The organism is Saccharothrix coeruleofusca (genome assembly GCF_017876325.1).
Classification (GTDB): domain Bacteria; phylum Actinomycetota; class Actinomycetes; order Mycobacteriales; family Pseudonocardiaceae; genus Actinosynnema; species Actinosynnema coeruleofuscum.
Window position 1 is genome coordinate 591023 of the sequence record NZ_JAGINV010000001.1, and the last position, 22683, is coordinate 613705.

Consider the following 22683-nt stretch of genomic DNA (forward strand, 5'->3'; position numbering starts at 1 on the left):
GGAAATATGAGAAAAGCGGTTGTTGTCGCCGCCTCTGCCGCCGTAATGGCGGCGCAATTCGGCATCTCGGCCTCGGCGCTGTCCAGCGGTACGACGGTCCCCCTGGGAACGTATCGATTCATTGCCAAGGTGAACTCCGCCGTCACCGGCTGCTCGGGAGCCCTGATTTCCCCACAGTGGGTGGTGACCGCAGCCTCTTGTTTCCCCGGCAACCCCACCGGCGGAATCCCGACCAGCGAGACGACAGTCGCGGTGGGAGATGTCAACGTCGGAACCGGCACCGGCCGGGTGGCCCGCGTGTCGACCTTGGTGCGCCGCACCGACCGCGATGTGATGCTGGCCAAGCTGGATATCCCGGTCATCGACGTCGCACCGGTTCGGATCTCATCTTTGGCTCCTACACCCGGCGAGGTGCTGCGCGCCGCGGGATTCGGCCGCACAGCAGCCGAATGGGTTCCCGATCGCCCGCGCACGGCCCTGTTCTCGGTCGACGCGGTGACCGCCACCACCGCCGCGATCACCGGCGTCGACGGCGTGGACATCTGTAAGGGCGACGCAGGCGGTCCGGCGTTCCGCGAGACGGACGGAGTGGTGTCCCTGGTCGCGATCAACAGCACCTCCTGGCAGCACGGATGCCTGGCCGTGAACGAAACCCGCCAGGGCAGCACCGAGGCCAGGCTGGACGACATCACCGATTGGATCACCCGGACGACCGACGAACCCTCACGGTTGGTCAACGACCTGAGCGGGTGGTGCCTGGACCAGGAATACCCGCAGGGAACCGACGGGCCCGCCACGAATACGGTGGGAGCCTGGCAGTGCAACTCAGGGGACAACCAGCAGTGGCGATGGGAATGGGCCTCGCCCGACACCGTCCGCTTGGTCAACGCTCTCAGCGGGTGGTGCCTGGACCAGGAGTACCCGCAGGGAACCGACGGGCCTGCCACGAACAAAGTGGCAGCCTGGCAGTGCAACGGGGGCGGCAACCAGCAGTGGCGGATCGAACCCACCGCCTCGGGACGCAGGGTCCTGCTGGTGAACAAGCAGAGCGGCTGGTGCCTGGACCAGGAGTACCCGCAGGGAACCAACGGACCAGCCACGCACATCGTGGCCAGCTGGCAGTGCAACGGCGGACGCAACCAGCAGTGGCAGGTCTCTTGAGCCGGTCTGCCACCGTGTCGGACGCGATCGGGCCGTCCATACCTGCGATCACGCCGACCGGGGCTCTGGTCCGTAGTCGGTGGTGACGTGAAGTAATCAACCGTCACCATGATCTTGTGGTGGATGTCGATTCCCTTGGAGGGGACGGTATCTGTTGGGTTGTCGGCGTTGCTCGTCGAGGACGTAAAGGACAGCGGCGGCATGGTTATGCTCACGGACCGCAGTCGGGACGGGGCCGTGCCGTGTCCGATCTGCAGGACCGCCACGGTGAAGGTGCACGGGTATCACCACCGGACGGTGAAAGACGTGCCGGTCGACGGTCGCCAGGTCGTCGTGCACCTGTGCGTACGACGGCTGGTCTGCCCGGTTTGGAGCTGTCTGCGGCCAGACCTTCCGAGAACAGATTCCGGATCTCCTGGAACGCCACCAGCGCCGCACGGTGCGGCTCGTTCGGCGGATATCGCGGATGACGCGGGAGTTGTGCGGTCGGGCGGCCGCACGCCTGACCGGTCTGTTGGCCGTGCCGGTGTCCCGCAGCACCGCGTTGCGCCGTCTGCCGCTGCCCGAACAGTCGGTTCCACGAGTGATCGGCGTGGACGATTTCGTTCTGCGCCGACGCCGCTGCTACGCCACGGTCAGCATCGATGCCGAGACTTGTCGACGTGTCGCGGTTCCGCCAGGCCGCGACGCGGCCACCCTGTGGTCCTGGCTGCGCGAACATCGCGGCACCCGAGGTCGTGGTCGTGTGCCGGGATGGTTTGGTCACCTACGCCGAGGCCGTCCGTCCGTCCCACCCTGCCCGACGCGATTCAGGTCAGCCTGGCATTGTGGCGAGATTTCTACGACAAGGTCCTGCTCGAGGCCCGCGCATGCCGGGTGCCAGGTCACCGTCAACCCGCCCTGCCTCAGAACACGCTATGCCCGCATGCCCGATCCCCAGGTCCTGCGCATCGCCCCCACCTACCGCCCAACCCTCCTGACCCCCTACCGCGATCATCCGCTCGCCCGATGTGTGGCCGACCCCGTGTTCCCATCACGCACTTGCTCGCGGAAATCCGAGAGCTGGGCTACCTCCACCGGCAGTGCGAACCTATCGGTCCGCTACCTCAACCAGGGCCGTGTCGAAGGCGAGCGACTGGCCACGCCCTGCCGTCACACCAGCTGCCTCGTGCTTGCTCGCCACACTCGAACATTTCGGAAAACATGCCCTACGGGAAGTGGGTATGAAAATTGAGTGCAAACAGTTCGATTGTGCTCGGAGATCGGGCTCTCCTCGTGGCTGGTGGTGTCGGTGTTGAGTGGGCGGATCGCACGAGTGACCCGCCCTGATCTATTGCCATAGTGGGGCGACTTGAGTAGGATTCGAGCCTGTGACCCATCCGTTTCTCTTCTACAAAGAGGCCCATGCTGCCGGTGATCCGACTTATCGGGCACCGCAGGACGCCGTTGCATCGTGGCGTAACCTGGCCGAGCAAGTTCGTGCAGAACTGGCACGCATCGGACTTCCGGTGACTGTGCTCTCCGCTGAGGCGTCAGAATCGAAACCGGTGGGCGCGCACGTGCTCGTGCACGAGACGCAGCCTTTCGGGGTGACGGTGGACTGGCATACCCCGGTGGAGAACAGCGAAAGCTTTATCCAGAAGATCGCCAACCAGGATCTCGATGGCCTGGTCGGCTATGTGGGCAACGCCAATAGAATTATCACAAGGTTGTTGTTCGATGTTCTGAAAGAGGCGCACTTTCGAGTTCTGATTGATTATCAGGAGCGCGGCAAATATTTGTACCGGGTGCTGGAACCTCCTCGGTTCCCTATGGTGTGAGGGATGCTCGCCGGAATTTCGGTGGCTGTTCTGGAGTTGAAGTTGCTTTGATGGGGGGCTCGTGACTGATCCGTTTCGCTTTTATCGGGAGCTTCACCTCGCGGACGATCCGGCCTATCGGGCGCCGCGGGACGCCGTCGATTCGTGGCGTGAATTGGCGGAGCAGGTTCGTGCGGAACTGGCCCGTATGGGGTTCCCGGCGACCGTCCTCTCCGCTGAGATGCCGGAATCGAAGCCGGTTGGTGGCCACGTGTTGGTGCACCAGATGGAGCCGTTCGGTGTCACCCTGGACTGGCACGCCCCCGTGCGGGATGGTCGGAGTTACATCGAGAAAGTGCTCAACCAGGAGCAATATGGCCTGATCATGTATGTGAGCCTCGCCACCGAAGTCATCATCAGGGCGATGCTCGGCGTGCTCAAAGAGGCGGGTTTTCGAGTGTTGATCGACCACCGGGAGCACCACTCGTACCTGTGCCGAGTGCTGGAGCCGCCTCGGTTCCCTATGGTGTGAGGGATGCTCGACGGAAATTTCGGTGGCTGTTCTGGAACTGAAGTTGCTTTGATAGGGGCTCGTGACTGATCCGTTTCGCTTTTATCGGGAGCTTCACCTCGCGGACGATCCGGCCTATCGGGCGCCGCAGGACGCCGTCGATTCGTGGCGTGAATTGGCGGAGCAGGTTCGTGCGGAACTGGCCCGTATGGGGTTCTCGGCGACCGTCCTCTCCGCTGAGATGCCGGAATCGGAGCCGGTTGGTGGCCACGTGTTGGTGCACCAGATGGAGCCGTTCGGCGTCGCCCTGGGCTGGCGCGCCCCCATACGGAATAGTCGGAGCTACATCGAGAAAGTGATCCGTCAGGATTACGACGGTCTGATCATGTATGTGAGCGCCGCCGCTGGGGTCATCATCAGGGCGATGTTCGGCGTGCTCGAGGAGGCGGGTTTCCGAGTTTTGGTCGACCACCAGGAACGCGATTACTACCTGCACCGAGTGTTGGAAGCGCCCAAGTTCCCCATCACATGAAAAACACCCTCCTGGAATCTCGGCGGCCGTTCCCCGAATCCACGCTCACGCGGGTTTAACCCGTTGGGGTAGAACTGCGCTGGCACACTTCGGTGGAATCCAGGCTCGCCAGAGGCGAGTTGCGCGAGTGATCCGTTTTAATTTGTTGTCATAGTGCGACGACTTGGGTAGGGTTCGAACCTATGACCGACCCGTTCCGCTTCTACAAAGAGGCTCACCTCGCGGACGATTCGGTGCTCGTTTATCGAGCTCCGGTGGATGCGATCGAATCATGGCGTGAATTGGCGGAGCAGGTTCGTGTGGAACTGGCCCGTATGGGGTTTCCGGTGACCGTCCTGTCCGCTGAGATACTGGAATCGGAGCCGGTTGGTGGCCACGTGTTGGTGCACGAGATAGAGCCGTACGGCGTCGCCCTGGACTGGCACGCCCCCGTGCAAGATAGTCGGAGCTTTACCGAGAAAGTGCTCAACCAGGAGCCCGAGGGTCTGATCAGCTACGTGAGCGTCGCCGCTGAAGTCATCATCAGGGCGATGTTCGGCGTGCTCGAGGAGGCTGGTTTCCGAGTGTTGGTCGACCACCAGGAGCGCAATTACTACCTGCACCGAGTGCTGGAAGCGCCCAGGTCCCCCATCACGTGAAAAACGGCCGCCGGATATTCCGGCGGCCGTTCCTCACTCGACGCTCACCTGGTGTAGATGGCCTCGATGTCCTGCTTGTAGGTGCTGGCCACCACGGAGCGGCGCAGCTTCAGGCTGGGGGTCATCTCGCCGCCCGCCTCGGTGAAGTCCACCGGCAGGATGCGGAACTTCTTGATCGCCTCGGCCTTGGAGACGGCCTGGTTGGCCTCGTCCACGGCGGCCTGGATCTCGGCGCGCAGCGCCTCGTCGTCGACCAGGTCGGCCACGGTCGCCGACTCCGGCTTGCCGTTCTGCTCCTTCCACGCCGGGAAGAACTCCGGGTCGATGGTGATCAGCGCGCCGATGAACGGCTGCGCGTCGCCGACGACCATGCACTGGCTGATCAGCGGGTGCGCCCGCAGCCGGTCCTCCAGCACGGCCGGGGAGACGTTCTTGCCGCCCGCGGTGACGATGATCTCCTTCTTGCGGCCGGTGATGCTCAGGAAGCCCTCGTCGTCGAGCTTGCCGAGGTCGCCGGTGTGGAACCAGCCGTCCTCCAGCGACTCCTTGGTGGCGGCCTCGTTGTTCCAGTAGCCGCGGAAGACCACGTCACCCTTGATCAGCACCTCGCCGTCGTCGGCGATGCGGACCGACGTGCCGCCCACCGGCTTGCCGACCGTGCCGACCCGGAACGCGGACTTGGTGTTCACGCACGCCGCCGCGGTGGTCTCGGTCAGGCCGTAGCCCTCCAGCACCGGCACGCCCACGCCGCGGAAGAAGTGCGCCAGCCGCTCGCCCAGCGGGGCGCCGCCGGAGACCGCGGCGATGCACCGGCCGCCCAGCGCGGCCTGCAGCTTGCTGTAGACCAGCTTGCCGAACAGCGCGTGCTTGAGCTTGAGGCCCAGGCCGGGGCCGCCCGCCGAGAGCGCTTCGCTGTACTGCACCGCGGTCGCCTCGGCGGCGTCGAAGATCTTGCCCTTGCCCGAGGCGTGCGCCTTCTGCTTCGCGCCGTTGTAGACCTTCTCGAACACCCGCGGCACGGCCACCACGAACGTGGGGCGGAACGTGCCCAGGTCCTCGACCAGGTTCTTCACGTCGGGGGTGTGGCCGAGGGTGACGCGGGTGTAGACGCCGCACAGCGCGATCACGCGGGCCAGGATGTGCGCCAGCGGCAGGAACACCAGCAGCGAGTTGCCCGCCTGCATCAGCTGCGGGAACGCGGCGATGTCGGAGCGGATCTCGGCGAGCAGGTTGCGGTGGGTCAGCTCGCAGCCCTTGGGCCTGCCGGTGGTGCCGGAGGTGTAGACCAGGGTGGCGGTGTCGTCCGCGCCCGCCAGCCTGCGCCGGGTGTGCACGTCCTCGTCGGAGACGTCCGCGCCCAGCGCGGTCAGCTCGTCGACCGCGCCCGACGCACCGGCGGCCGGGCCCTCGACCTGCCACACGTGCCGCACCTCGGGCAGCCCGGCGACCACCGAGTCCACGGTGTCGCGGTGCGCGGCGGTCTCCACGAACACGGCCTTGGCCCCGGAGTCGGACAGGATCCACTCGACCTGCTCGGCCGAGGAGGTCTCGTAGATCGGCACGACCACGCCGCCCGCGTGCCAGATCGCCAGGTCCAGCAGCGTCCACTCGTAGCGGGTCTTGGACATCAGGCCGATCCGGTCACCCGGTTCCAGGCCCGCCGCGAGCAGCCCCTTGGCCACCGCCATCACCTGCGCGGCGAAGTCTCGGGCGGTGACGTCGACCCAGGTCCCGTCCACGCGGCGGCGGAAGCTGACGGCGTTGCCGAAGCGCTCCGCGTTCGCCCACACCATGTCGGTGAGGTTCTCCTCGGGAGCCACAGTGGCGGTGGCGGGGACGCTGAACTCGCGCACGTCGACCTCCGGGTGTCGTTTGTTACCGGTGGGGAAACTTAGCTTGTGATTCCGGCGATACACCAGGCCGGGGCCCTGTTCCGTGACCGTGTCGTGGCACTCTTGCCAGCTGTGCCGAGCGTGGACGTGGTGGACGAGACCTTTCTCGCGGTGCCTCCGGAGGCGGTCGCGGCCGCGTTCGCCCCACCGGAGGCGTGGACGCGGCTGTGGCCGGACCTCATTCTGGACGTCTACCTCGACCGGGGCAGCCAGGGGTTGCGCTGGACGGTGGGGGGCGCGCTGGTGGGCACCATGGAGGTGTGGCTGGAGCCGGTGCTGGACGGCACCCTGCTGCACTACTTCCTGCGCGCGGACCTGCCGGGGGAGGCCTCGCCGCGGCGGGTCCGGCGGGAGGTGCGCCGCCGTCAGCTGGCCGCGAAGGGCGTCTCGCTGGGGTTGAAGATGACCTTGGAACGGGGTCGCGAGCCCGGTGTGCCGCCCGCGCTGCCGTAGATTCGCGGGGGTGCGGGTTCACGTCGTGTCCGATGTCCACGGCAACGCCGAGGCCCTCGCCCGCGCGGGCGACGGGGCCGACGCGCTGGTCGTGCTGGGAGACCTGGTCGACTTCGTCGACTACCACGACCACGGCGGCGGCATCCTGGGCCGGGTCTTCGGCGCGGAGAAGGTCGAGGTGTTCGCCCGGCTGCGGCGCGGCCGGATGGGCGAGGCCTCGCACTACATCCGGTCGCTGTGGGCGGGCTTGGACAACGCCGCCGAGGTGGTCCGCGAGGCCGTGCTGGAGCAGTACACCGAGCTGTTCGCGGCCATGAGCGCCCCCACCTACGCCACGCCGGGCAACGTCGACAACCCCGAGCTGTGGCCGCTGTTCGCCCGCGAGGGGCTGCACATGCTCGACGGGGAGACCGCCGAGATCGGCGGGCTGCGGTTCGGGTTCGCGGGCGGCGCGATCCTGGCGTCCGGCTACGTGCGCCGCCGCGGCGGCCCGTGGCACCCCTACCTGCGCACCGAGGAGGAGTTCGGCGCGGCGCTGGCCGGGCTGGGCGAGGTGGACGTGCTGTGCACGCACGTCCCGCCCGCGGTGGCCGAGCTGACCTACGACGTGGTGGCCCGCCGGGCCGAGCTGGGGTCCACCTCGCTGCTCAAGGTCATCGAGCGCGACCGGCCCCGCTGGTCGGTGTTCGGCCACGTGCACCAGCCGATGGCGCGGCGGGTGCGGATCGGCTGGACCGAGTGCGTCAACGTCGGCCACTTCCAGCGCCGCGGCACGCCCCACGTGCTGCGCTGGTGATCCCGCCGCACCGGGTAGCCTGCCCGGCATGGCCGACGAGTCCACCCAGTCCATCGTCATCGACGCGGCGCCGGAGCAGGTGCTGGCGGTGATCGCCGACTTCGCCGCGTACCCGGAGTGGGCCAACGGGATCAAGCGCACCGAGGTGCTGGAGACCGGGCCGGACGGCCGCCCCGCGCAGGTGAGGTTCAACATCGACCAGGGGCCGATCAAGGACGAGTACGTGCTGGCCTACCGGTGGGCCGACGACGGCGTGTCCTGGGAGCTGGTCCGGGGCACCATGCAGAAGTCGCAGCAGGGCAGCTACCGGCTCACCGCTCGGGGCGGGGCGACCGAGGTGACCTACACGCTGTCGGTGCAGCTGGTGGTGCCGATGATCGGGCTGTTCCGGCGCAAGGCCGAGAAGATGATCATGGACACGGCGCTCAAGGAGCTCAAGCGCCGGGTGGAAAACGCTGGATGAGCGCGCGTCTGCTGCTGTTCACCGGCAAGGGCGGGGTCGGCAAGACGACCCTGGCCGCCGCCACCGCCGCCCGGCTCGCCGCGGGCGGGCGCAAGGCGCTGGTGGTGTCCACCGACCCGGCGCACTCGCTGGGTGACGCGCTGGACGTGCCGCTGGGACCCGAGCCCACCGAGGTCGACCACGGCCTGCACGCCGCGCTGGTCGACCCCCGCGCGCTGGTCGACGGCGCCTGGCGGGAGCTGCGCGGGCACCTGCGCACCGTGCTCGCGGGCGCGGGCGTGGACGAGCTGGACGCCGAGGAGCTGACCGTGCTGCCCGGCGTGGAGGAGCTGCTGGCGCTGGCCGAGGTGCGGCGCCTGGCCGAAACCGGGCCGTGGGAGGCGGTGGTCGTCGACTGCGGCCCGACCGCCGAGACCCTGCGCCTGCTGGCCCTGCCCGAGGCGTTCGCGGGCTACCTGGAGCGGCTGTTCCCGACCCACCGGCGGGTGGTGCGCGGGCTGCTGGCCGGGGTCGCGGGCAGCGGCACCGCCGAGCGCTGGGACGCCACGGCGGACGCGCTGGGCAGGCTGGCGGAGAACCTGGAGCGGCTGCGCGACCTGCTCACCGACCCGACCACGGCGGTGCGGCTGGTGCTGACCCCGGAGCGGGTGGTGGCCGCGGAGACCCGCCGCACGGTCACCGCGCTGGCGCTGCAGGGCATCCGGGTCGACGGCGTGGTGGCCAACCGGCTGGTGCCCGATCCGGGGACCGGCGCGGGCCCGGCGGCGGACTGGCTGCGCACCCGGCGCGCCGAGCAGCACGCCGTGCTCGCGGAGCTGGCCGACCTGGGCACCGGCCGGGTGCGCACGGTCGAGCACCGCGCGGCCGAGCCGGTGGGCCTGCCCGCGCTGCTGGAGATCGCCAGGGGCCTCTACGGCGACGACGACCCGCTGGAGGGCGGCGGTCCGCGCACCCCGCTGGTCGAGCTGGTCCGCGAGGACGACGACTACGTGCTCAGGGTCGCGCTGGCGGTGGGCGACTCGGAGCTGGACCTGGCCCGCGTCGGCGACGACCTGGCCATCACCCTGGACGGCAGGCGCAAGCTGATCGCGCTGCCCCCGCTGCTGCGGCGGTGCCTGGTCACCGGCGCGGAACTGGACGAGACCGGGTTGGCGGTGCGCTTCGCCCCCGACCCAGAGCTGTGGATGCGGTGAGCCCCGTGGCCGATGCCAAGCTGGTGGAGGAGCTGCGGCTGCTGCTGGACGCCGCCGCCGAGCGGGCGCAGCCGTGGCTGCACCGGGTGGCCGAGGGCGGGCACGACCCCCGCGCCTGCGGGTGGTGCCCGCTGTGCAACGCCGTGGCGCTGGTCCGAGGCGACCGCTCGGAGCTGGCCGCCAAGGCCGCCGAGCACCTGTCGGGGCTGATCGCGGTGCTGCGCGCGGCGCTCGCCGAACCCGCGCCCGACCCCGCCGGTCCCGAGTCCGAGGCCGCCCAGTCGCGGCGGCCCAGGGTGCAGCACATCCCGGTGGTCCGGACCGCGCGCGCCGGGGGCGGCCGGTGCTGACCATCGGCATCGACGTCGGTGGGACCAGCGTGCGGGCGGGCGTCGTGGACGGCGACGGCGCAGTGCTGGACACCGCCCGCGCCGCCACCCCCAGCGGCGAGGAAGCGCTGGAGGAGGCCATCGGCGCGGCCGTGGCCGAGCTGGCCGGGCGGCACCGGGTCAGCGCGGTGGGCCTGGCGGTGGCCGGGTTCGTCGCCTCCGACCGGCGCACCGTCCGGTTCGCCCCGCACCTGGCGTGGCGGCAGGCCCCGGTGGCCGAGCGGATCTCCCGGCGGGTCGGGATGCCCGTGGTGCTGGAGCACGACGCCAACGCCGCGGCGCTGGCCGAGCACCGGTTCGGCGCGGCGCGCGGCGCGGGGGTGGCCGTGCTGGTCGCGCTGGGCACCGGCATCGGCGGGGCGCTGCTGGTCGACGGCGAGGTCTTCCGCGGCGCCCACGGCGTGGCCCCCGAGCTGGGCCACCTGCGCCTGGTGCCCGGCGGCAGGCCCTGCCCGTGCGGCAAGAACGGCTGCTGGGAGCGGTACTGCAGCGGCACCGCGCTCAGCTCCACCGCGGTGGAGCTGCTGGCCCGCCACCCCGGCATGTCCACCGTCATGGCGCGCGAGGCGCTGGGCGACTACCGCGCCATCACCGGCCGCCGGGTGGCGGGCGCGGCCCGCGACGGCGACCCGCTGGCCCAGCGCGCGATGGCCGACCTGGCCCGGTGGCTGGGCGACGGGTTGGCGCTGGTGGCCGACGTGTACGACCCGGAGGTCGTGGTGATCGGCGGCGGGGTCTCGGAGTCCGCGCCGCTGTTCCTGGACGACGCGCGGGAGCGGTACGCGGCGGTGGTGACCGGCGCCGGGCACCGCCCGCTGGCGCGCATCCGCACCGCCCAGCTCGGCGACGACGCGGGCATCGTCGGCGCCGCCACGCTGGCCCGCGACGTGGCGGGCAGGCCCGCGCGCGACGCCCGCGCCCGTTGATCCGGTACTACGCGCGAGTAAGATCGGTGCAATGCGCACGGCTGGCGTCCTGGACGCCGTTCGAGGACTTGGCCTGCACGACCACGTCTGCTGGCCCTACGACGACCCCGCGGACTTCCGCCGCCGGGCCGTCGAGTTCCTCGCGGACGGCCTGGCGCTGGGCCAGCGCGCCTGGTACGTGGCGGACTCCGACGACGAGGTCATGCGCGGTCACCTCGACGAACTGCCCGGCGCGGCGGAAGCGCTGGAGCGCGGCGCGCTGCAGCTGCACCCCATCGGCGAGACCTACCGGTCCGGTCAAGTGGTCACCCCCGCCGACCAGGTCGCCGCCTACGCCGCCGCCACCGATCAGGCGCTGGCCGACGGCTACACCGGCCTGCGGGTGGCCGCGGAGGCCACGCCGATGGTGCGCACCGAAGCGAGCCTGGAAGCGTTCTGCCGCTACGAGCACCAGGTCGACCGGTACATGGCGGGCAGGCCGTTCGCGGCGATGTGCGCCTACGACCGGCATGAGCTGTCCGAGGAAGCCATAGGGAACCTCGCCTGCATGCACCCGGCCAGCGGCCCGGACGCGCCGCCGTTCCGGCTGTACGCGACCTCGGCGTCGGAGGTGGCGCTGGCCGGGGAGCTGGACCTGGACAGCCGGGAGCGCTTCCCCGCCGCGCTGCGCCGGGCCGGGCTGCGCCCGGTCGGCGGGGAGCTGGTGCTGGACGCGCGCGAGCTGGACTTCATCGACCACCGCGCGCTGTTCGCGCTGGCGGGGGAGGGGCTGCGCACCGGTTCCGAGGTGGTGCTGCGCACCGCCCTGTCGTCGGCGGCTCGGCTGGTGGAGCTGCTGGGGGTGCCCGGAGTCCGGGTGGAGGCGGCCTGATGCGAACGGGTGCGGCCCGCGATCACGTGGGCTACTTCCACGAAACCGCGTTCTACCGCGACGACGAAGACTTCCTCGGCCTGGTGGTGCCCTTCCTGGAGGAGGGCCTGCGCGCGGGCGAGCCCACCCTGGTGGCCTGCGGCGCGGCCAACGAGCGGCTGCTGCGCGCCGCCCTGTCGGACGTGCGGGGGATCACCTTCCTGCCGGGCGCGGACCAGTACGCGCGGCCCACCGAGGCGATCCTGAACTACCGGCGGATGTTCGCCGACCACGCGGCCGCGGGCGTGGCGCAGATCCGGGTGATCGGCGACGTCCCGCACCCCGGCACGGGCGCGCCGTGGGACTGGTGGGCGCGCTACGAGGCGGCGGCCAACCGGGTGTTCGGCGAGTTCCCGCTGTGGGGCCTGTGCCCGTACGACCTGCGGACCACGCCCGCCGAGGTGGTGGACGACGTCCTGCGCACCCACCCGCACGTGGCGCGGCCCGACGGGCAGCACCTGGCCAACCCCGGCTTCGACCCGTTCGGCCGCTGGCCAGCCTGGCGACCGCACCCGCTGCAGTCCCGGCCACCGAGGGTGGAGCTGCTGGACCCGAGCCCGGCCGAGGCCCGGCGGGCGGTGGAGCGGGTGTGCGACGGCGTGGCGCTGGGCGAGGACGAGCGCGACGACATCGTCTACGCGGCCAGCGAGGCGGTGACCAACGGCCTGTGCCACGGCAAGCCGCCGGTGCGGCTGCGGGTGTGGGCCGACGCGGCGCGCGTGGTGGTCGCGGTGACCGACGGCGGACCCGGTCCCGAAGACCCGCTGGTGGGCCTGGTGCCCACCGAGGACAGCGCGTCGGGCGGCCTGGGCCTGTGGATCGCCCACCGCACCTGCCGCGACGTGGCCATGACCCACGACGAAGAGGGCTACACCATCCGCTTCACCGCGGGCGTTCTCTAACCCCCGATCGAGCGCACGGGTAGTGGCAACGGGCCCGATCGCGGGCGTCGGGTAGTACTTGCCGACGCGGTGGGGTCAGGTCAGAGCTGGGCGCCGTCGTCCCAGCCGGAATCCGGCGGCGGGCCGTTGCGGATGCGCAGGATCAGCCACGCCACGCCCGAGCACAGCACCACCAGCGCCAGCGGCGCGCTGATCCGCGCGGGCACCCCGAACAGCCCCGGCACGATCAGCAGCGCCACGCCGAGCAGGACCACCGCCAGCGCCGCGATCGTCCCCGGCCGCAGCGCGGGCAGCGGGGGCGGCTCCGGCGGCACGTAGTGGTCGTCCGGGTCGTCGGGGACCTCGTCGGGGTCGACCTCGGCGGTGGCCACCGCGGGCTGACCCTCGGGGCGGATCGGGGCGGGCTCGGCCTCGTCCTCGTCCGGCTCGTCGGGCCAGTCGCGGCCCACGCCCTCGCGGGCCAGCCCCGCCGCGATCTCGGCGAAGGCAGCGTCCACGTCCTCCGGACCGTCGGTCGAGTCGCGTCGGGAGTTCATCGGCGTGCCCAAGCCCTCCGGTCGTGAAGGCGAAATCCCTGCCGCCGTCCATCGTCGCACGGGACCCGCGTGTTGCGGACCACTCCGGCGGGCAAGGACGGGGCTTCGTTGTGCCCCACGCCTCCGGCTCCGTAGGCTGGCGCGGGGATCACGGTTGTCGAGGAGGCGCTTCCAGCGGTGCTCTACTGGTTGTTGAAACACATCTTTCTCGGGCCGTTGCTGAACCTGTTCTTCCGCCCGCGCATCATCGAGGGCGCGGAGAACATCCCGAAGGAGGGCGGCGCGATCCTGGCGAGCAACCACCTCGCCGTGTCCGACTCCTTCTTCCTGCCGCTCAAGCTGTCCCGGCGGGTGACCTTCCCCGCCAAGATCGAGTACTTCACCGGCAAGGGCGTCAAGGGCGCGCTGCAGCGCTGGTTCTTCTCCGGCGTCGGCCAGGTGCCCATCGACCGGTCCAGCGCCTCGGCCGCGCAGGGCGCGCTGGACACCGGCGTGCGCATCGTCCGCGAGGGCAAGCTGCTGGGCATCTACCCCGAGGGCACCCGCTCGCCGGACGGGCGGCTGTACAAGGGCAAGGTCGGCGTGGCCTGGATCGCGCTGGAGTCCGGCGCCCCGGTCATCCCGGTCGCCATGTTCGGCACCGACAAGGCCAACCCCATCGGCTCGAAGATGTGGCGCCCGTACCCGATCCGCATCAAGATCGGCAAGCCGCTGGACTTCTCCCGCTACGCCGGGCTGTCCGGCGACCGGTTCGTGCTGCGCTCCATCACCGACGAGATCATGTACGCGCTGATGGAGCTGTCCGGTCAGGAGTACGTCGACGTCTACGCGGCCAAGGCCAAGGAGGCGGGCGGTCCGGAGCAGGCGCGGGCGGCGGATCGGCTGCCCGAGTCGAAAGCGGGCTGACCGGCACCCCTAGGCTGGAGTGGTGCGGTTCTTCTACGACTGTGAGTTCATCGAGGACGGGGTGACCATCGACCTCGTGTCCATCGGCGTGGTGGACGAGGAGGGCCGCGAGTTCTACGCCGTCTCCACCGAGTTCGACCCGGAGAAGGCCGGTCCCTGGGTGCGCGCCAACGTGCTCAACCAGCTCCCGCCGCCCGCCGACCCGGCCTGGCGCAGCCGCAAGCGCATCCGCGAGGACCTGCTGGAGTTCCTCGGCGGCGCCAAGGCCAACCGGGACGACATCGAGCTGTGGGCCTGGTTCGCCGCCTACGACCACGTGGCGCTGGCGCAGCTGTGGGGCGCGATGCCCGCGCTGCCGCGCAGCCTGCCCCGGTTCACCCGCGACCTGAGGCAGCGCTGGGAGGACGTGGGCAAGCCCCGGCTGCCCGCCCCGCCCGCCGACGCGCACGACGCGCTGGCCGACGCGCGGCACAACCTGGCGCGCTGGAAGGTGATCGAGCAGGAGCGGCTGCGCCGGGGGTTCGCCGTCCGCTGAGCGGGACCCCCTGTTGCTGCACCGATCCAGGCCGTGACAGTCTTGGGTGACCAACGCCACTAGAGAGATTGGGCTAAGCAGATGCGCATCGGTGTGCTCACCGGCGGTGGTGACTGCCCAGGGCTGAACGCGGTGATCCGCGCGGTGGTCCGCAAGGGCATCGAGGTCCACGGCTGGGAGGTCGTGGGGTTCCGCAACGGGTGGCAGGGACCGATCGAGGGGCTGACCCGGCCGGTCGGGCTCGATGACGTCGAGGACATCCTGACCAGGGGTGGCACCATCCTCGGCTCGTCGCGCACCAACCCGTACAAGGTCGAGGGCGGTGTCGACAAGATCCGCGCGGTGCTCGCGGACAAGGGCGTCGACGCGCTGATCGCGATCGGCGGCGAGGACACCCTGGGGGTGGCCAAGCGGCTGACCGACGACGGCATCGGCGTCGTGGGCGTGCCCAAGACCATCGACAACGACCTGGGCGCGACCGACTACACCTTCGGCTTCGACACCGCGGTGCACATCGCGACCGAGGCCATCGACCGGCTGCGCACCACCGCGGAGTCCCACCACCGCGCGCTGGTCGTGGAGGTCATGGGCCGCCACGCGGGCTGGATCGCGCTGCACTCGGGCCTGGCGGGCGGCGCGAACGTCATCCTGGTGCCGGAGCGCAAGTTCAGCGTCGACAAGGTCGTCGAGTGGGTCAAGAGCCGCTTCGAGAAGCAGTACGCGCCGATCATCGTGGTCGCCGAGGGCGCCATCCCCGAGGGCGGCGGCGAGGTGCTGCACTCCGGTGAGAAGGACGCGTTCGGCCACGTCCGGCTGGGCGGCATCGGCACCTGGCTGGCGGAGGAGATCGCCCAGCGCACCGGCAAGGAGTCGCGCGCGGTCGTGCTGGGCCACGTCCAGCGCGGCGGCATCCCCACCGCCTACGACCGGGTGCTGGCCACCCGCTTCGGCCTGCACGCGGTGGACGCGGTGGCCGAGGGCGACTTCGGCGTCATGGTGGCGCTGCGCGGCACGGACATCGTGCGCGTGAAGCTGTCCGAGGCGACCGCGGAGCTGAAGACGGTGCCGCTGGAGCGCTACGCCGAGGCCGAGGTCTTCTTCGGCTGACGCGCCCGTGGTGAGGGGGCGGCCCGCCCCCTCACCACGCCGCGCTCAGCACGCCCCGAGGTGCAGGTAGGCGGCGAACGTGCCGAGCCAGTGCTCGGCGAAGTAGCCGTGCCCGAACACGTACCGCCAGCCCGCTTCCCGGTGCGCCCCGGCCGCGACGGCGGCCAGTTCCGCGTAGCGGTGCCCGGCGGGCAGCGCCGCGGCGATGGCCTGCCACTGCCAGGCGCGCGAGAGCGCCAGCCCCACCAGGTGCGAGCCGTACGGGTCGTCGGGCTGGTCCACCGGCACCGGCTCGCGCAGCACCTTCCAGCGCGCCTCCTCCAGCGCGGGCAGGAACGCCTCGAACCACCGGGTGAACTCCGCGGGCGGCAGCACCCGGCGCACCAGGTCGGCCTCGGTCAGCGCGGGGGACAGGAAGTCGCCCGCGCTGGGCTCGAACCCGCCGTAGCCCACGTCCTCGCGGTGCCACCGCAGCGCGGCCGCCGCGCAGGCCGCGGCCAGCTCCTCGTCGCCCACCGCGCGGGCCGCGTCGAGCACCAGGCCCAGCGCGAACGCGGTGTTGCCGTGCGTGCCGGTGCGCACCGGCAGCCGGGCGGAGCCCAGCCAGGCCAGGAACCGCTCGCGCAGCACCTCCGCCAGCGGCCGCAGGGGCGCGGCCAGCGGGGAACCCCACGTGCGCAGCTCCGCGTCCAGCACGAGCAGCCACGCCCAGCCGTAGGGGCGCTCCCAGTAGCCGCCCTGCGGACCCCGGAAGAACTCCGCCTCGACCTCGCAGCCCTCGGGGGTGATCAGCGCCTCCAGCGCGGCGCGGGCCGCGTCCGCGCCGGGCAGGTCCGGCCGCAGCCGCAGCAGCCGCACCGCCAGCCACGCCTGGTGCACGCACGAGTGCCAGTCCAGCGAGCCCGCGAACACCGGGTGCAGCACCCGCTGCGGCACCAGCGCGGCGTCGTCGGGGATCACGTGCGTCCAGTGCACGGGGTAGTTCCGCTGGACGTTGTCCACCGCGGTCGCCAGCAGCCGCGCCGCCGTGCCGTCATCCCATCCGGTCTCGACCATGGGCCACATCATGCCCGGGCAGACCCGAAGCCGTCTCTGAGTGTGGACGGCCTACTCTTTAACACGTGAACTGGACCGTGGACGTGCCCGTTGACACGCTTCCCGAGCTCCCGCCCCTTCCGCCCGAGCTCCGCTCCCGCCTCGACGACGCGCTGGGCAGGCCCGCCGCCCAGCAGCCGGAGTGGCCGGACGCCGAGCAGGTGCGCCGGGTGCGCGCGGTGCTGGAGAGCGTGCCGCCGATCACCGTGCCCGCCGAGATCGACCGGCTGCGCGAGAACCTCGCCGAGGTGGCCCGCGGCGAGGCGTTCCTGCTGCAGGGCGGCGACTGCGCGGAGACGTTCGCGGACAACACCGAGCCGCACATCCGCGCCAACGTCCGGACCCTGCTGCAGATGGCGGTCGTGCTGACCTACGGCGCGAGCCTGCCGGTGGTCAAGATCGGCCGCATCGCGGGCCAGTACGCCAAGCCGCGCTCGTCGGGCATCGACGCGCTGGGCCTGCCGTCCTACCGGGGCGACATCGTGAACTCGCTGGTGGCCACGCCCGAGGCGCGCGTGCCGGACCCGTCGCGGATGATCCGCGCCTACGCCAACGCGGGCGCGGCGATGAACCTGCTGCGCGCGATGACCACCGCGGGCATGGCCGACCTGCACCGGCTGCACGACTGGAACAAGGACTTCGTGCGCCAGTCGCCCGCGGGCGAGCGGTACGAGGCGCTGGCGGGCGAGATCGACCGCGGCCTGCGGTTCATGTCCGCCTGCGGGGTCAACGACACCTCCCTGCACACCACGGAGATCTTCGCCTCGCACGAGGCGCTGCTGCTGGACTACGAGCGCGCCCTGCTGCGCCTGGACACCAGCGGCGAGCAGCCCAAGCTCTACGACCTGTCCTCGCACTTCCTGTGGATCGGCGAGCGGACCCGGCAGCTGGACGGCGCGCACATCGCGTTCGCCGAGCTGCTGGCCAACCCGATCGGCCTCAAGATCGGCCCGACCACCACGCCGGAGATGGCGGTGGAGTACGTCGAGCGGCTCGACCCGCACAACCAGCCCGGCAGGCTGACGCTGATCAGCCGGATGGGCAACGGCAAGGTGCGCGACGTGCTGCCGCCGATCGTGGAGAAGGTCACCGCCTCCGGGCACCAGGTGATCTGGCAGTGCGACCCGATGCACGGCAACACCCACGAGTCCTCCACCGGCTACAAGACCCGGCACTTCGACCGGATCGTGGACGAGGTGCAGGGCTTCTTCGAGGTGCACCGCAGGCTGGGCACCCACCCCGGCGGCATCCACATCGAGCTGACCGGCGAGGACGTCACCGAGTGCCTGGGCGGCGCCCAGGAGATCTCCGACACCGACCTGGCGGGCCGCTACGAGACCGCCTGCGACCCGCGCCTGAACACCCAGCAGTCGCTGGAGCTGGCGTTCCTGGTCGCGGAGATGCTCCGCTCCTGACCTCGTTCGGCTCGCGCGTCCACCCCCGTGGACGCGCGAGCCGAACGCCCAGGACCCCGGGGTTCGACGCGCGCGGCGCGGTGCTACACCGCGATGAGCACGACGCGGGTCTTCTCGGGCACCCGCGTCCCGCCGCGGATGGACTGGTTGAACACGGTCGCCCGGTCGCGGTTGTTGAACTGCACGTCGACCTCCAACCCGGCTTCCTCCAGCTCCTTGCGGGCGTCCCGGACCCGCTTGCGCTCCACGTCGGGCACGGTCACCGCGTTGGACACGATCACGGTGACCCGCCGCTGGCCGGGGGGCAGGTTCGTGCCCACCCCCGGATCGGTGCGCACCACCCGCCCGTTGTCGACGGTGGGGGAGAACTCCGCCGGGCCCTCCACCGGCTCGAAGCCCAGCGAGGTCAGCTCGGCGAACGCCTCGTCCTTGGTCCTGCCGGTCAGGTCGGGCACCGGCTTGGGCTGGGAGCCCTTGCTGACCACGATCGTCACCGTCGCGCCGACCGAGACCTGCGATCCCGGCGGCGGGTCCAGGGTGACCACCTTGCCCTTGGGCACCCGGTCGCTGAAGGCGTCCTTCTGCTCGTCCAGCCGGGCGCTGAGCCCGACGGACTCGATCTCCTCGCGCGCCGCGTCCACCTCGATGCCCGCCTGGATCTGCGGCACCACCGGCTTGCCGCGCGAGACCACCAGGCGCACCAGGTCGCCGCGCCGCGCCTCGGCGCCCGCGGCCGGATCGGTGCGCAGCACCTGCCCGACGGGCGCGGTGTCGCTGGCCTCCAGGCTGACCAGGTTCTTCAGCGAGGCGTCCTCCAGCAGCGCCAGCGCGACCTCCTCGTCCTGGCCCACCAGGCTGGGCACCGTGGTGTACTGCCCGGCTCCCAGCCACCAGGTGCCCATCCCCACCAGCAGCACCGCGGCGGCCGCCACGGAACCCCAGGTGACCAGCCTGCGCCTGGCGCGCTTGCGCTGCTCCTCCAGCAGCTGCTCGGGCGTCTTGCGCGGCTTCTTCGGGCGGGGGCGCGGCTTGACCGGTGGGGCGGCGGGCACCACCTGCTCCACCGGCGGCGGCGCGAGTGCCGTGCGCGGCATCGCCATGGTGCCCATCGGTCCCGCCCCGACCGGCGGCGTTGGCCGCTGGACCCGGACGGTGGCCTCGGTCGCGCCCCCGGTGGTGCCCCCGGTGGTGCTCCCGGCCGGAGCCGGGGGAACGGCCGTCGGGGTGGCTGCGGGGGCGGCTGGCGGTGCCGGGTCCACCCGCACCGGCTGCACCCGCACGGTCCTGGCCTCCAGCCCCGACGCGGGCACCGGCACGTCCTCGCGGGTGATGCCCAGCTCCGCGCGGGCGGCCTCCACCTCGGACAGGAACGCCTCGGCGTCGGCGGGCCGTAGGAACGGCTCGCGGCGGGTCGCCCGGCGCACCAGCTCGGCCACCTGCGGCGGCACGTCGGGCACCGCGGGCACGTCGTCGTTCACGTGCCGGTAGGCCACGGAGACGGCGTTGTCGCCGGTGTAGGGCGGGGTGCCGGTCAGCATCTCGTAGAGCAGCACCCCGGCCGCGTAGACGTCGCTGCGGGCGTCCGCCGCGCCGGTGGTGACCTGCTCCGGCGACAGGTAGGACACGGTGCCCAGGATCGTGCCGTCGGTGGTGATGCCGGGGCCGGACATCGCCCGCGCCAACCCGAAGTCGGCGACCTTGACCACACCGCCCCGGCCGATGAGCACGTTCTCCGGCTTGACGTCGCGGTGCACCAGGTCGGCCCGGTGGGCGGCGGCCAGCGCCGCGAGCACCCGCTCCAGGACCGTCAGCGCCAACGGCACGCCCAGCGTGCCGCGCTCGGCCAGCAGGTCGCGCAGGGTGCCGCCCTCGACCAGCTCCATGACCAGGAACACCCGGTCCTCGTCCACGCCCTGGTCGTGCACCGCAACGACACCGGGGTGGTGCAGCTTGGCCGCGGCCCGCGCCTCGCCCTCGAACCGGGCCACGAAGGCCGGGTCGGCGGAGAGCTGCGGGTCCATGACCTTGATGGCCACGGGCCGGTCCAGGCGCGTGTCCACGCCCCGGTAGACGGTGGACATGCCGCCTCGGGCGACCAGGGCGCCAACCCGGTAGCGCTGTTCGAGCAGCCCGCCGATCACATTAGTCGCCGACCTTTCCACAGCCGTGGATCGTACGGTGGGGCTGGAACCGGACCGCCCCGTGCGCCGAGCATCGTCCCCGGCACGTGGGATTGACGTCAAAGCCGCGCTGAACCGGGAGAGAAGAGGGGGTGCCGCGCAACCGGCCGACCGGTGTACCCGCCACCACCCGGTTGGCGCAGGGCGTCCCTCCCGGCGTTGTGGCATCGTGACCCACGTGAGTGCGATTCCTGCCGCTGCGGATGTGCTGGCTCCCGACCTGGAGGTCCTGAACCTGCCCGAGGTCGCCGAGCGACTTGGCCTGCCGATCAACCGCGTCCACCAGCTGCTGCGCGACGGTCAGCTGCTGGCGGAGCGCCGGAACGGCGTCCTCGTGGTCCCCGCCCAGTTCCTCGCCGCCGGAGGCGTGGTCAAGGGACTCCCCGGCACCATCACGGTGCTGCGCGACTCCGGCTTCTCCACCGACGAGATCCTGCGCTGGCTGTTCACCGAGGACGACACGCTGCCCGGCACGCCCATCGAGGCGCTGCGCGGCGACCGCGGCCGCGAGGTCAAGCGGCGCGCGCAGGCCATGGGCTTCTGACTCGGGTTCTCCGACGACCAGCCGCAGACCACCGACGACACCGGACGTCCGGGTGGCCCCGCGCGGGGCCACCCGGCTCGGCCTCAGCTGTAGCGGCCGGACAGCTTGAGCGGGTCCGGCTTGACCAGCGACACCGAGGCCAGCGCCGAGACCAGCACGGTCAGCGCCAGGTAGCCCCACGAGTACAGCGCCGTGTCGCCGTTGGGGAAGGTCACCAGCAGCAGCCACACGGAGAAGAAGGCCATGGCCCGCAGCCCGGTGGCCGTCCAGGCCAGCCCGGCGCCCAGCAGCAGCGGCCAGCTGAAGTACCAGGGCAGCGTGGCGGGGGAGAGCAGCGCCACGGCCAGCATGGTGATCGCCGCCCGGCGCACCGCCTCCGGCCCGCCGTCCTCGGCCACCCGCCACTGCCGCCAGGCGATGTAGACCAGCAGCACCGAGCCCAGGCCCCTGGCCACGGTCATGAACACACCCGGCTCCACCCGGACGAACAGGTTCACCGCAGTGTGCGCGAAGTCACCCACCGCGCTGGGCAGCGACAGCCAGTTCACGATCATCGACGAGGTGCGCAGCGCCGGTATCCAGCCGAGGTCGCGCCCCGCGAGCAGGGTGGTCGCGGTGAACACCGCGAGGAACACGGCCACCGAGGCGCCCATCGCCTTGCCCAGCGCGGCGCGCCGGGGACCGGGCAGCCGGGCCGCCCAGACCAGCACCAGGAACGGCAGCGCCACCGCCGCGGTGGCCTTGACCGCGAACGCCAGGGTGACCACCGCCACGCCCAGCACGTGCTTGCCGTCCAGCACGAACAGCACGCCCACCGCCATCAGGCCGACCATCAGCAGGTCGTTGTGCGCGCCGCCGATGAGGTGCACCAGCACCAGCGGGTTCGCCGCGGCCAGCCACAGCGCCACCGCGGGCCGCCCGCCCAGGTGCCGCGCCAGGCCCGGCAGCGACCAGCACACCAGGGCCAGGCCCACGGCCAGCACCAGCCGCATCAGCACCACGCCGCCGATGACGCCGCCGCCGGTGGCCCACACCACGCCCTCGGCCAGCACCATGAACAGCGGTCCGTAGGGGGCGGGCGTGTTCTGCCACACCCAGCTGACGTTGTCCGACAGCGGGCTCTGCAGCACCGCCGGGCCGACCGTGTACGGGTCGAGGCCGTTGAGCGCCAGCTGGCCCTGCGCCAGGTAGCTGTAGATGTCCTTGCTGAACAGCGGCGGCGCGAACAGCAGCGGCAGGGTCCAGACGACCACGGCGGTCAGCACGGCGGTGCTGCCCACGTGCCGGTCGCGCACCATCCGGCCCAGCCGCGTCCACGCCCAGATGACCAGGCCCAGGCCCAGGTACAGCACGGCGGTGGCCAGGTCGTGCCCGTGGCCGTAGCGGATCCAGCTCAGCGAGGTGTCGGCCAGCAGCGGGTCGCGCTTGAGGATGGCGCCCGCGCCGGTGCCGCCGAGCGCGATGAGCATGACGCCCGCCACGCCGAGCAGGATGGTGCGCACCGGGATGCCACCGGGGTCCGGCTGATCGGCCGCGCCCGGTGTGCGGGTAGCGGCGGACCGCACCGGCTCGACAGGGGCGGCGCTCGATCGGGGAAGGGACGGTGTCGCGGCCATCGCGCCAACATCGTCGCACAGCGCGGACGGCTGTCGGCACGCCACGGTGGCCACGCGTCACAGGCTCGTAACAGCCGAGGAAGTCCTCGCACGTCGGAGATCACTCGGGTGAGTGATCGCGTGGCGTGTCCGGTGCGGGGCGAGCCGCGACCGTGCCCTCAGGAGGCCGGCGAACGGGTGGGGC

Annotated in this window: 24 protein-coding genes; 19 read left to right on the plus strand and 5 right to left on the minus strand. The window is 71.5% G+C overall.

Annotated features, from left to right (window positions below):
* Positions 1-6: 6 nt before the first annotated feature.
* From JOF41_RS02935 to JOF41_RS02960, 6 genes are all read left to right on the plus strand, one after another.
* Entirely contained in the window at positions 7-1161 is a 1155-nt protein-coding gene (locus tag JOF41_RS02935) for an RICIN domain-containing protein (RefSeq protein WP_209615944.1), read from the plus strand.
* 207 nt (positions 1162-1368) lie between these two features.
* Positions 1369-2388 carry a transposase family protein gene (locus JOF41_RS38495; protein WP_372448517.1) on the plus strand — a complete coding sequence of 340 codons (1020 nt, stop codon included), beginning with the start codon at positions 1369-1371 and terminating at the stop codon, positions 2386-2388.
* 143 nt (positions 2389-2531) lie between these two features.
* Entirely contained in the window at positions 2532-2981 is a 450-nt protein-coding gene (locus JOF41_RS02945; RefSeq protein WP_209615950.1) for a hypothetical protein, read from the plus strand.
* A 61-nt stretch (positions 2982-3042) separates the two neighbouring features.
* Positions 3043-3492: a hypothetical protein gene (locus JOF41_RS02950; RefSeq protein ID WP_209615953.1), complete on the plus strand. Its 450-nt coding sequence runs from the start codon at positions 3043-3045 to the stop codon at positions 3490-3492.
* A gap of 61 nt (positions 3493-3553) precedes the next feature.
* A complete protein-coding gene (locus JOF41_RS02955) occupies positions 3554-4003 on the plus strand; it encodes a hypothetical protein (protein WP_209615956.1) in 450 nt (149 codons plus the stop codon).
* A gap of 182 nt (positions 4004-4185) precedes the next feature.
* Positions 4186-4641 (plus strand): hypothetical protein, encoded by a 456-nt coding sequence (locus JOF41_RS02960; protein WP_209615959.1) that lies wholly within the window; start codon positions 4186-4188, stop codon positions 4639-4641.
* Between the two features lie 44 nt (positions 4642-4685).
* Here JOF41_RS02960 and JOF41_RS02965 read toward each other — a convergent pair whose 3' ends face one another.
* Positions 4686-6494, minus strand: coding sequence for an AMP-dependent synthetase/ligase (locus JOF41_RS02965; protein WP_209615962.1), 1809 nt, complete (start codon positions 6492-6494; stop codon positions 4686-4688).
* Positions 6495-6596: 102 nt separating this feature from the next.
* On the opposite strand from JOF41_RS02965, the gene JOF41_RS02970 reads away from it, so the two are divergent.
* Genes JOF41_RS02970 through JOF41_RS03005 form a run of 8 tightly spaced genes read left to right on the plus strand, consistent with a single transcriptional unit; the run spans position 6597 to position 12565 of the window.
* Complete coding sequence (locus JOF41_RS02970) at positions 6597-6986, plus strand: polyketide cyclase / dehydrase and lipid transport (protein ID WP_209615965.1); 390 nt, start codon at positions 6597-6599, stop codon at positions 6984-6986.
* A gap of 10 nt (positions 6987-6996) precedes the next feature.
* Complete coding sequence (locus JOF41_RS02975) at positions 6997-7782, plus strand: metallophosphoesterase family protein (protein WP_189221928.1); 786 nt, start codon at positions 6997-6999, stop codon at positions 7780-7782.
* 28 nt (positions 7783-7810) lie between these two features.
* A complete protein-coding gene (locus JOF41_RS02980; RefSeq protein WP_189221927.1) occupies positions 7811-8245 on the plus strand; it encodes an SRPBCC family protein in 435 nt (144 codons plus the stop codon).
* Positions 8242-9438, plus strand: coding sequence for an ArsA family ATPase (locus JOF41_RS02985; RefSeq protein WP_189221926.1), 1197 nt, complete (start codon positions 8242-8244; stop codon positions 9436-9438). Before JOF41_RS02980 ends, JOF41_RS02985 begins: the two co-directional genes overlap by 4 nt.
* Positions 9439-9443: 5 nt before the next feature.
* Positions 9444-9788: a hypothetical protein gene (locus JOF41_RS02990; RefSeq protein WP_372448465.1), complete on the plus strand. Its 345-nt coding sequence runs from the start codon at positions 9444-9446 to the stop codon at positions 9786-9788.
* An 8-nt stretch (positions 9789-9796) separates the two neighbouring features.
* Positions 9797-10753 (plus strand): ROK family protein, encoded by a 957-nt coding sequence (locus JOF41_RS02995; protein WP_209624002.1) that lies wholly within the window; start codon positions 9797-9799, stop codon positions 10751-10753.
* Between the two features lie 31 nt (positions 10754-10784).
* On the plus strand, positions 10785-11624 hold the full coding sequence (locus JOF41_RS03000; RefSeq protein WP_209615971.1) for an MEDS and STAS domain-containing protein: 840 nt from the start codon (positions 10785-10787) through the stop codon (positions 11622-11624).
* Positions 11624-12565, plus strand: coding sequence for an anti-sigma factor RsbA family regulatory protein (locus JOF41_RS03005; RefSeq protein WP_209615974.1), 942 nt, complete (start codon positions 11624-11626; stop codon positions 12563-12565). Before JOF41_RS03000 ends, JOF41_RS03005 begins: the two co-directional genes overlap by 1 nt.
* An 80-nt stretch (positions 12566-12645) precedes the next feature.
* Here the strand turns inward: JOF41_RS03005 and JOF41_RS03010 are convergent, their stop codons facing one another.
* Positions 12646-13101: a hypothetical protein gene (locus tag JOF41_RS03010; RefSeq protein ID WP_209615976.1), complete on the minus strand. Its 456-nt coding sequence runs from the start codon at positions 13099-13101 to the stop codon at positions 12646-12648.
* A gap of 177 nt (positions 13102-13278) precedes the next feature.
* Here JOF41_RS03010 and JOF41_RS03015 point away from each other — a divergent pair, with 177 nt between their 5' ends.
* The 3 genes from JOF41_RS03015 (at position 13279) to JOF41_RS03025 (ending at position 15649) form a co-directional block, all read left to right on the plus strand.
* Entirely contained in the window at positions 13279-14007 is a 729-nt protein-coding gene (locus tag JOF41_RS03015) for a lysophospholipid acyltransferase family protein (RefSeq protein ID WP_189221921.1), read from the plus strand.
* A gap of 22 nt (positions 14008-14029) precedes the next feature.
* Positions 14030-14542 (plus strand): polyadenylate-specific 3'-exoribonuclease AS, encoded by a 513-nt coding sequence (locus JOF41_RS03020; RefSeq protein WP_189221920.1) that lies wholly within the window; start codon positions 14030-14032, stop codon positions 14540-14542.
* Between the two features lie 81 nt (positions 14543-14623).
* On the plus strand, positions 14624-15649 hold the full coding sequence (locus tag JOF41_RS03025; RefSeq protein WP_209615979.1) for a 6-phosphofructokinase: 1026 nt from the start codon (positions 14624-14626) through the stop codon (positions 15647-15649).
* A 45-nt stretch (positions 15650-15694) separates the two neighbouring features.
* On the opposite strand, the gene JOF41_RS03030 is transcribed toward JOF41_RS03025, so the two are convergent.
* Positions 15695-16705 (minus strand): DUF2891 family protein, encoded by a 1011-nt coding sequence (locus JOF41_RS03030; protein ID WP_209615983.1) that lies wholly within the window; start codon positions 16703-16705, stop codon positions 15695-15697.
* A gap of 65 nt (positions 16706-16770) precedes the next feature.
* Between JOF41_RS03030 and JOF41_RS03035 the strand changes: the two genes are divergently transcribed.
* Positions 16771-18159, plus strand: a complete 1389-nt coding sequence (locus tag JOF41_RS03035; RefSeq protein ID WP_209615986.1) for a class II 3-deoxy-7-phosphoheptulonate synthase — start codon at positions 16771-16773, stop codon at positions 18157-18159.
* An 83-nt stretch (positions 18160-18242) separates the two neighbouring features.
* On the opposite strand, the gene JOF41_RS03040 is transcribed toward JOF41_RS03035, so the two are convergent.
* Positions 18243-20321 carry a Stk1 family PASTA domain-containing Ser/Thr kinase gene (locus JOF41_RS03040; RefSeq protein WP_443705456.1) on the minus strand — a complete coding sequence of 693 codons (2079 nt, stop codon included), beginning with the start codon at positions 20319-20321 and terminating at the stop codon, positions 18243-18245.
* 196 nt (positions 20322-20517) lie between these two features.
* On the opposite strand from JOF41_RS03040, the gene JOF41_RS03045 reads away from it, so the two are divergent.
* The gene (locus JOF41_RS03045) at positions 20518-20883 is read left to right on the plus strand and encodes an Rv2175c family DNA-binding protein (protein ID WP_189221915.1); all 366 of its coding nucleotides are present in this window, start codon (positions 20518-20520) and stop codon (positions 20881-20883) included.
* Between the two features lie 83 nt (positions 20884-20966).
* On the opposite strand, the gene mptB is transcribed toward JOF41_RS03045, so the two are convergent.
* Positions 20967-22448 (minus strand): polyprenol phosphomannose-dependent alpha 1,6 mannosyltransferase MptB, encoded by a 1482-nt coding sequence (gene mptB, locus JOF41_RS03050; RefSeq protein WP_229795107.1) that lies wholly within the window; start codon positions 22446-22448, stop codon positions 20967-20969.
* Positions 22449-22683: the final 235 nt, after the last annotated feature.

Bases quoted from the DNA above. Each gene is read 5' to 3' on its own strand.
- JOF41_RS03030 (WP_209615983.1), bottom strand. From the start codon at position 16,705: ATGGTCGAGACCGGATGGGATGACGGCACGGCGGCGCGGCTGCTGGCG.
- JOF41_RS02935 (WP_209615944.1), top strand. From the start codon at position 7: ATGAGAAAAGCGGTTGTTGTCGCCGCCTCTGCCGCCGTAATGGCGGCG.
- JOF41_RS03000 (WP_209615971.1), top strand. From the start codon at position 10,785: ATGCGCACGGCTGGCGTCCTGGACGCCGTTCGAGGACTTGGCCTGCAC.
- JOF41_RS02980 (WP_189221927.1), top strand. From the start codon at position 7,811: ATGGCCGACGAGTCCACCCAGTCCATCGTCATCGACGCGGCGCCGGAG.
- JOF41_RS38495 (WP_372448517.1), top strand. From the start codon at position 1,369: ATGCTCACGGACCGCAGTCGGGACGGGGCCGTGCCGTGTCCGATCTGC.
- JOF41_RS03005 (WP_209615974.1), top strand. From the start codon at position 11,624: ATGCGAACGGGTGCGGCCCGCGATCACGTGGGCTACTTCCACGAAACC.
- JOF41_RS03010 (WP_209615976.1), bottom strand. From the start codon at position 13,101: ATGAACTCCCGACGCGACTCGACCGACGGTCCGGAGGACGTGGACGCT.
- JOF41_RS02960 (WP_209615959.1), top strand. From the start codon at position 4,186: ATGACCGACCCGTTCCGCTTCTACAAAGAGGCTCACCTCGCGGACGAT.
- JOF41_RS02985 (WP_189221926.1), top strand. From the start codon at position 8,242: ATGAGCGCGCGTCTGCTGCTGTTCACCGGCAAGGGCGGGGTCGGCAAG.
- JOF41_RS03025 (WP_209615979.1), top strand. From the start codon at position 14,624: ATGCGCATCGGTGTGCTCACCGGCGGTGGTGACTGCCCAGGGCTGAAC.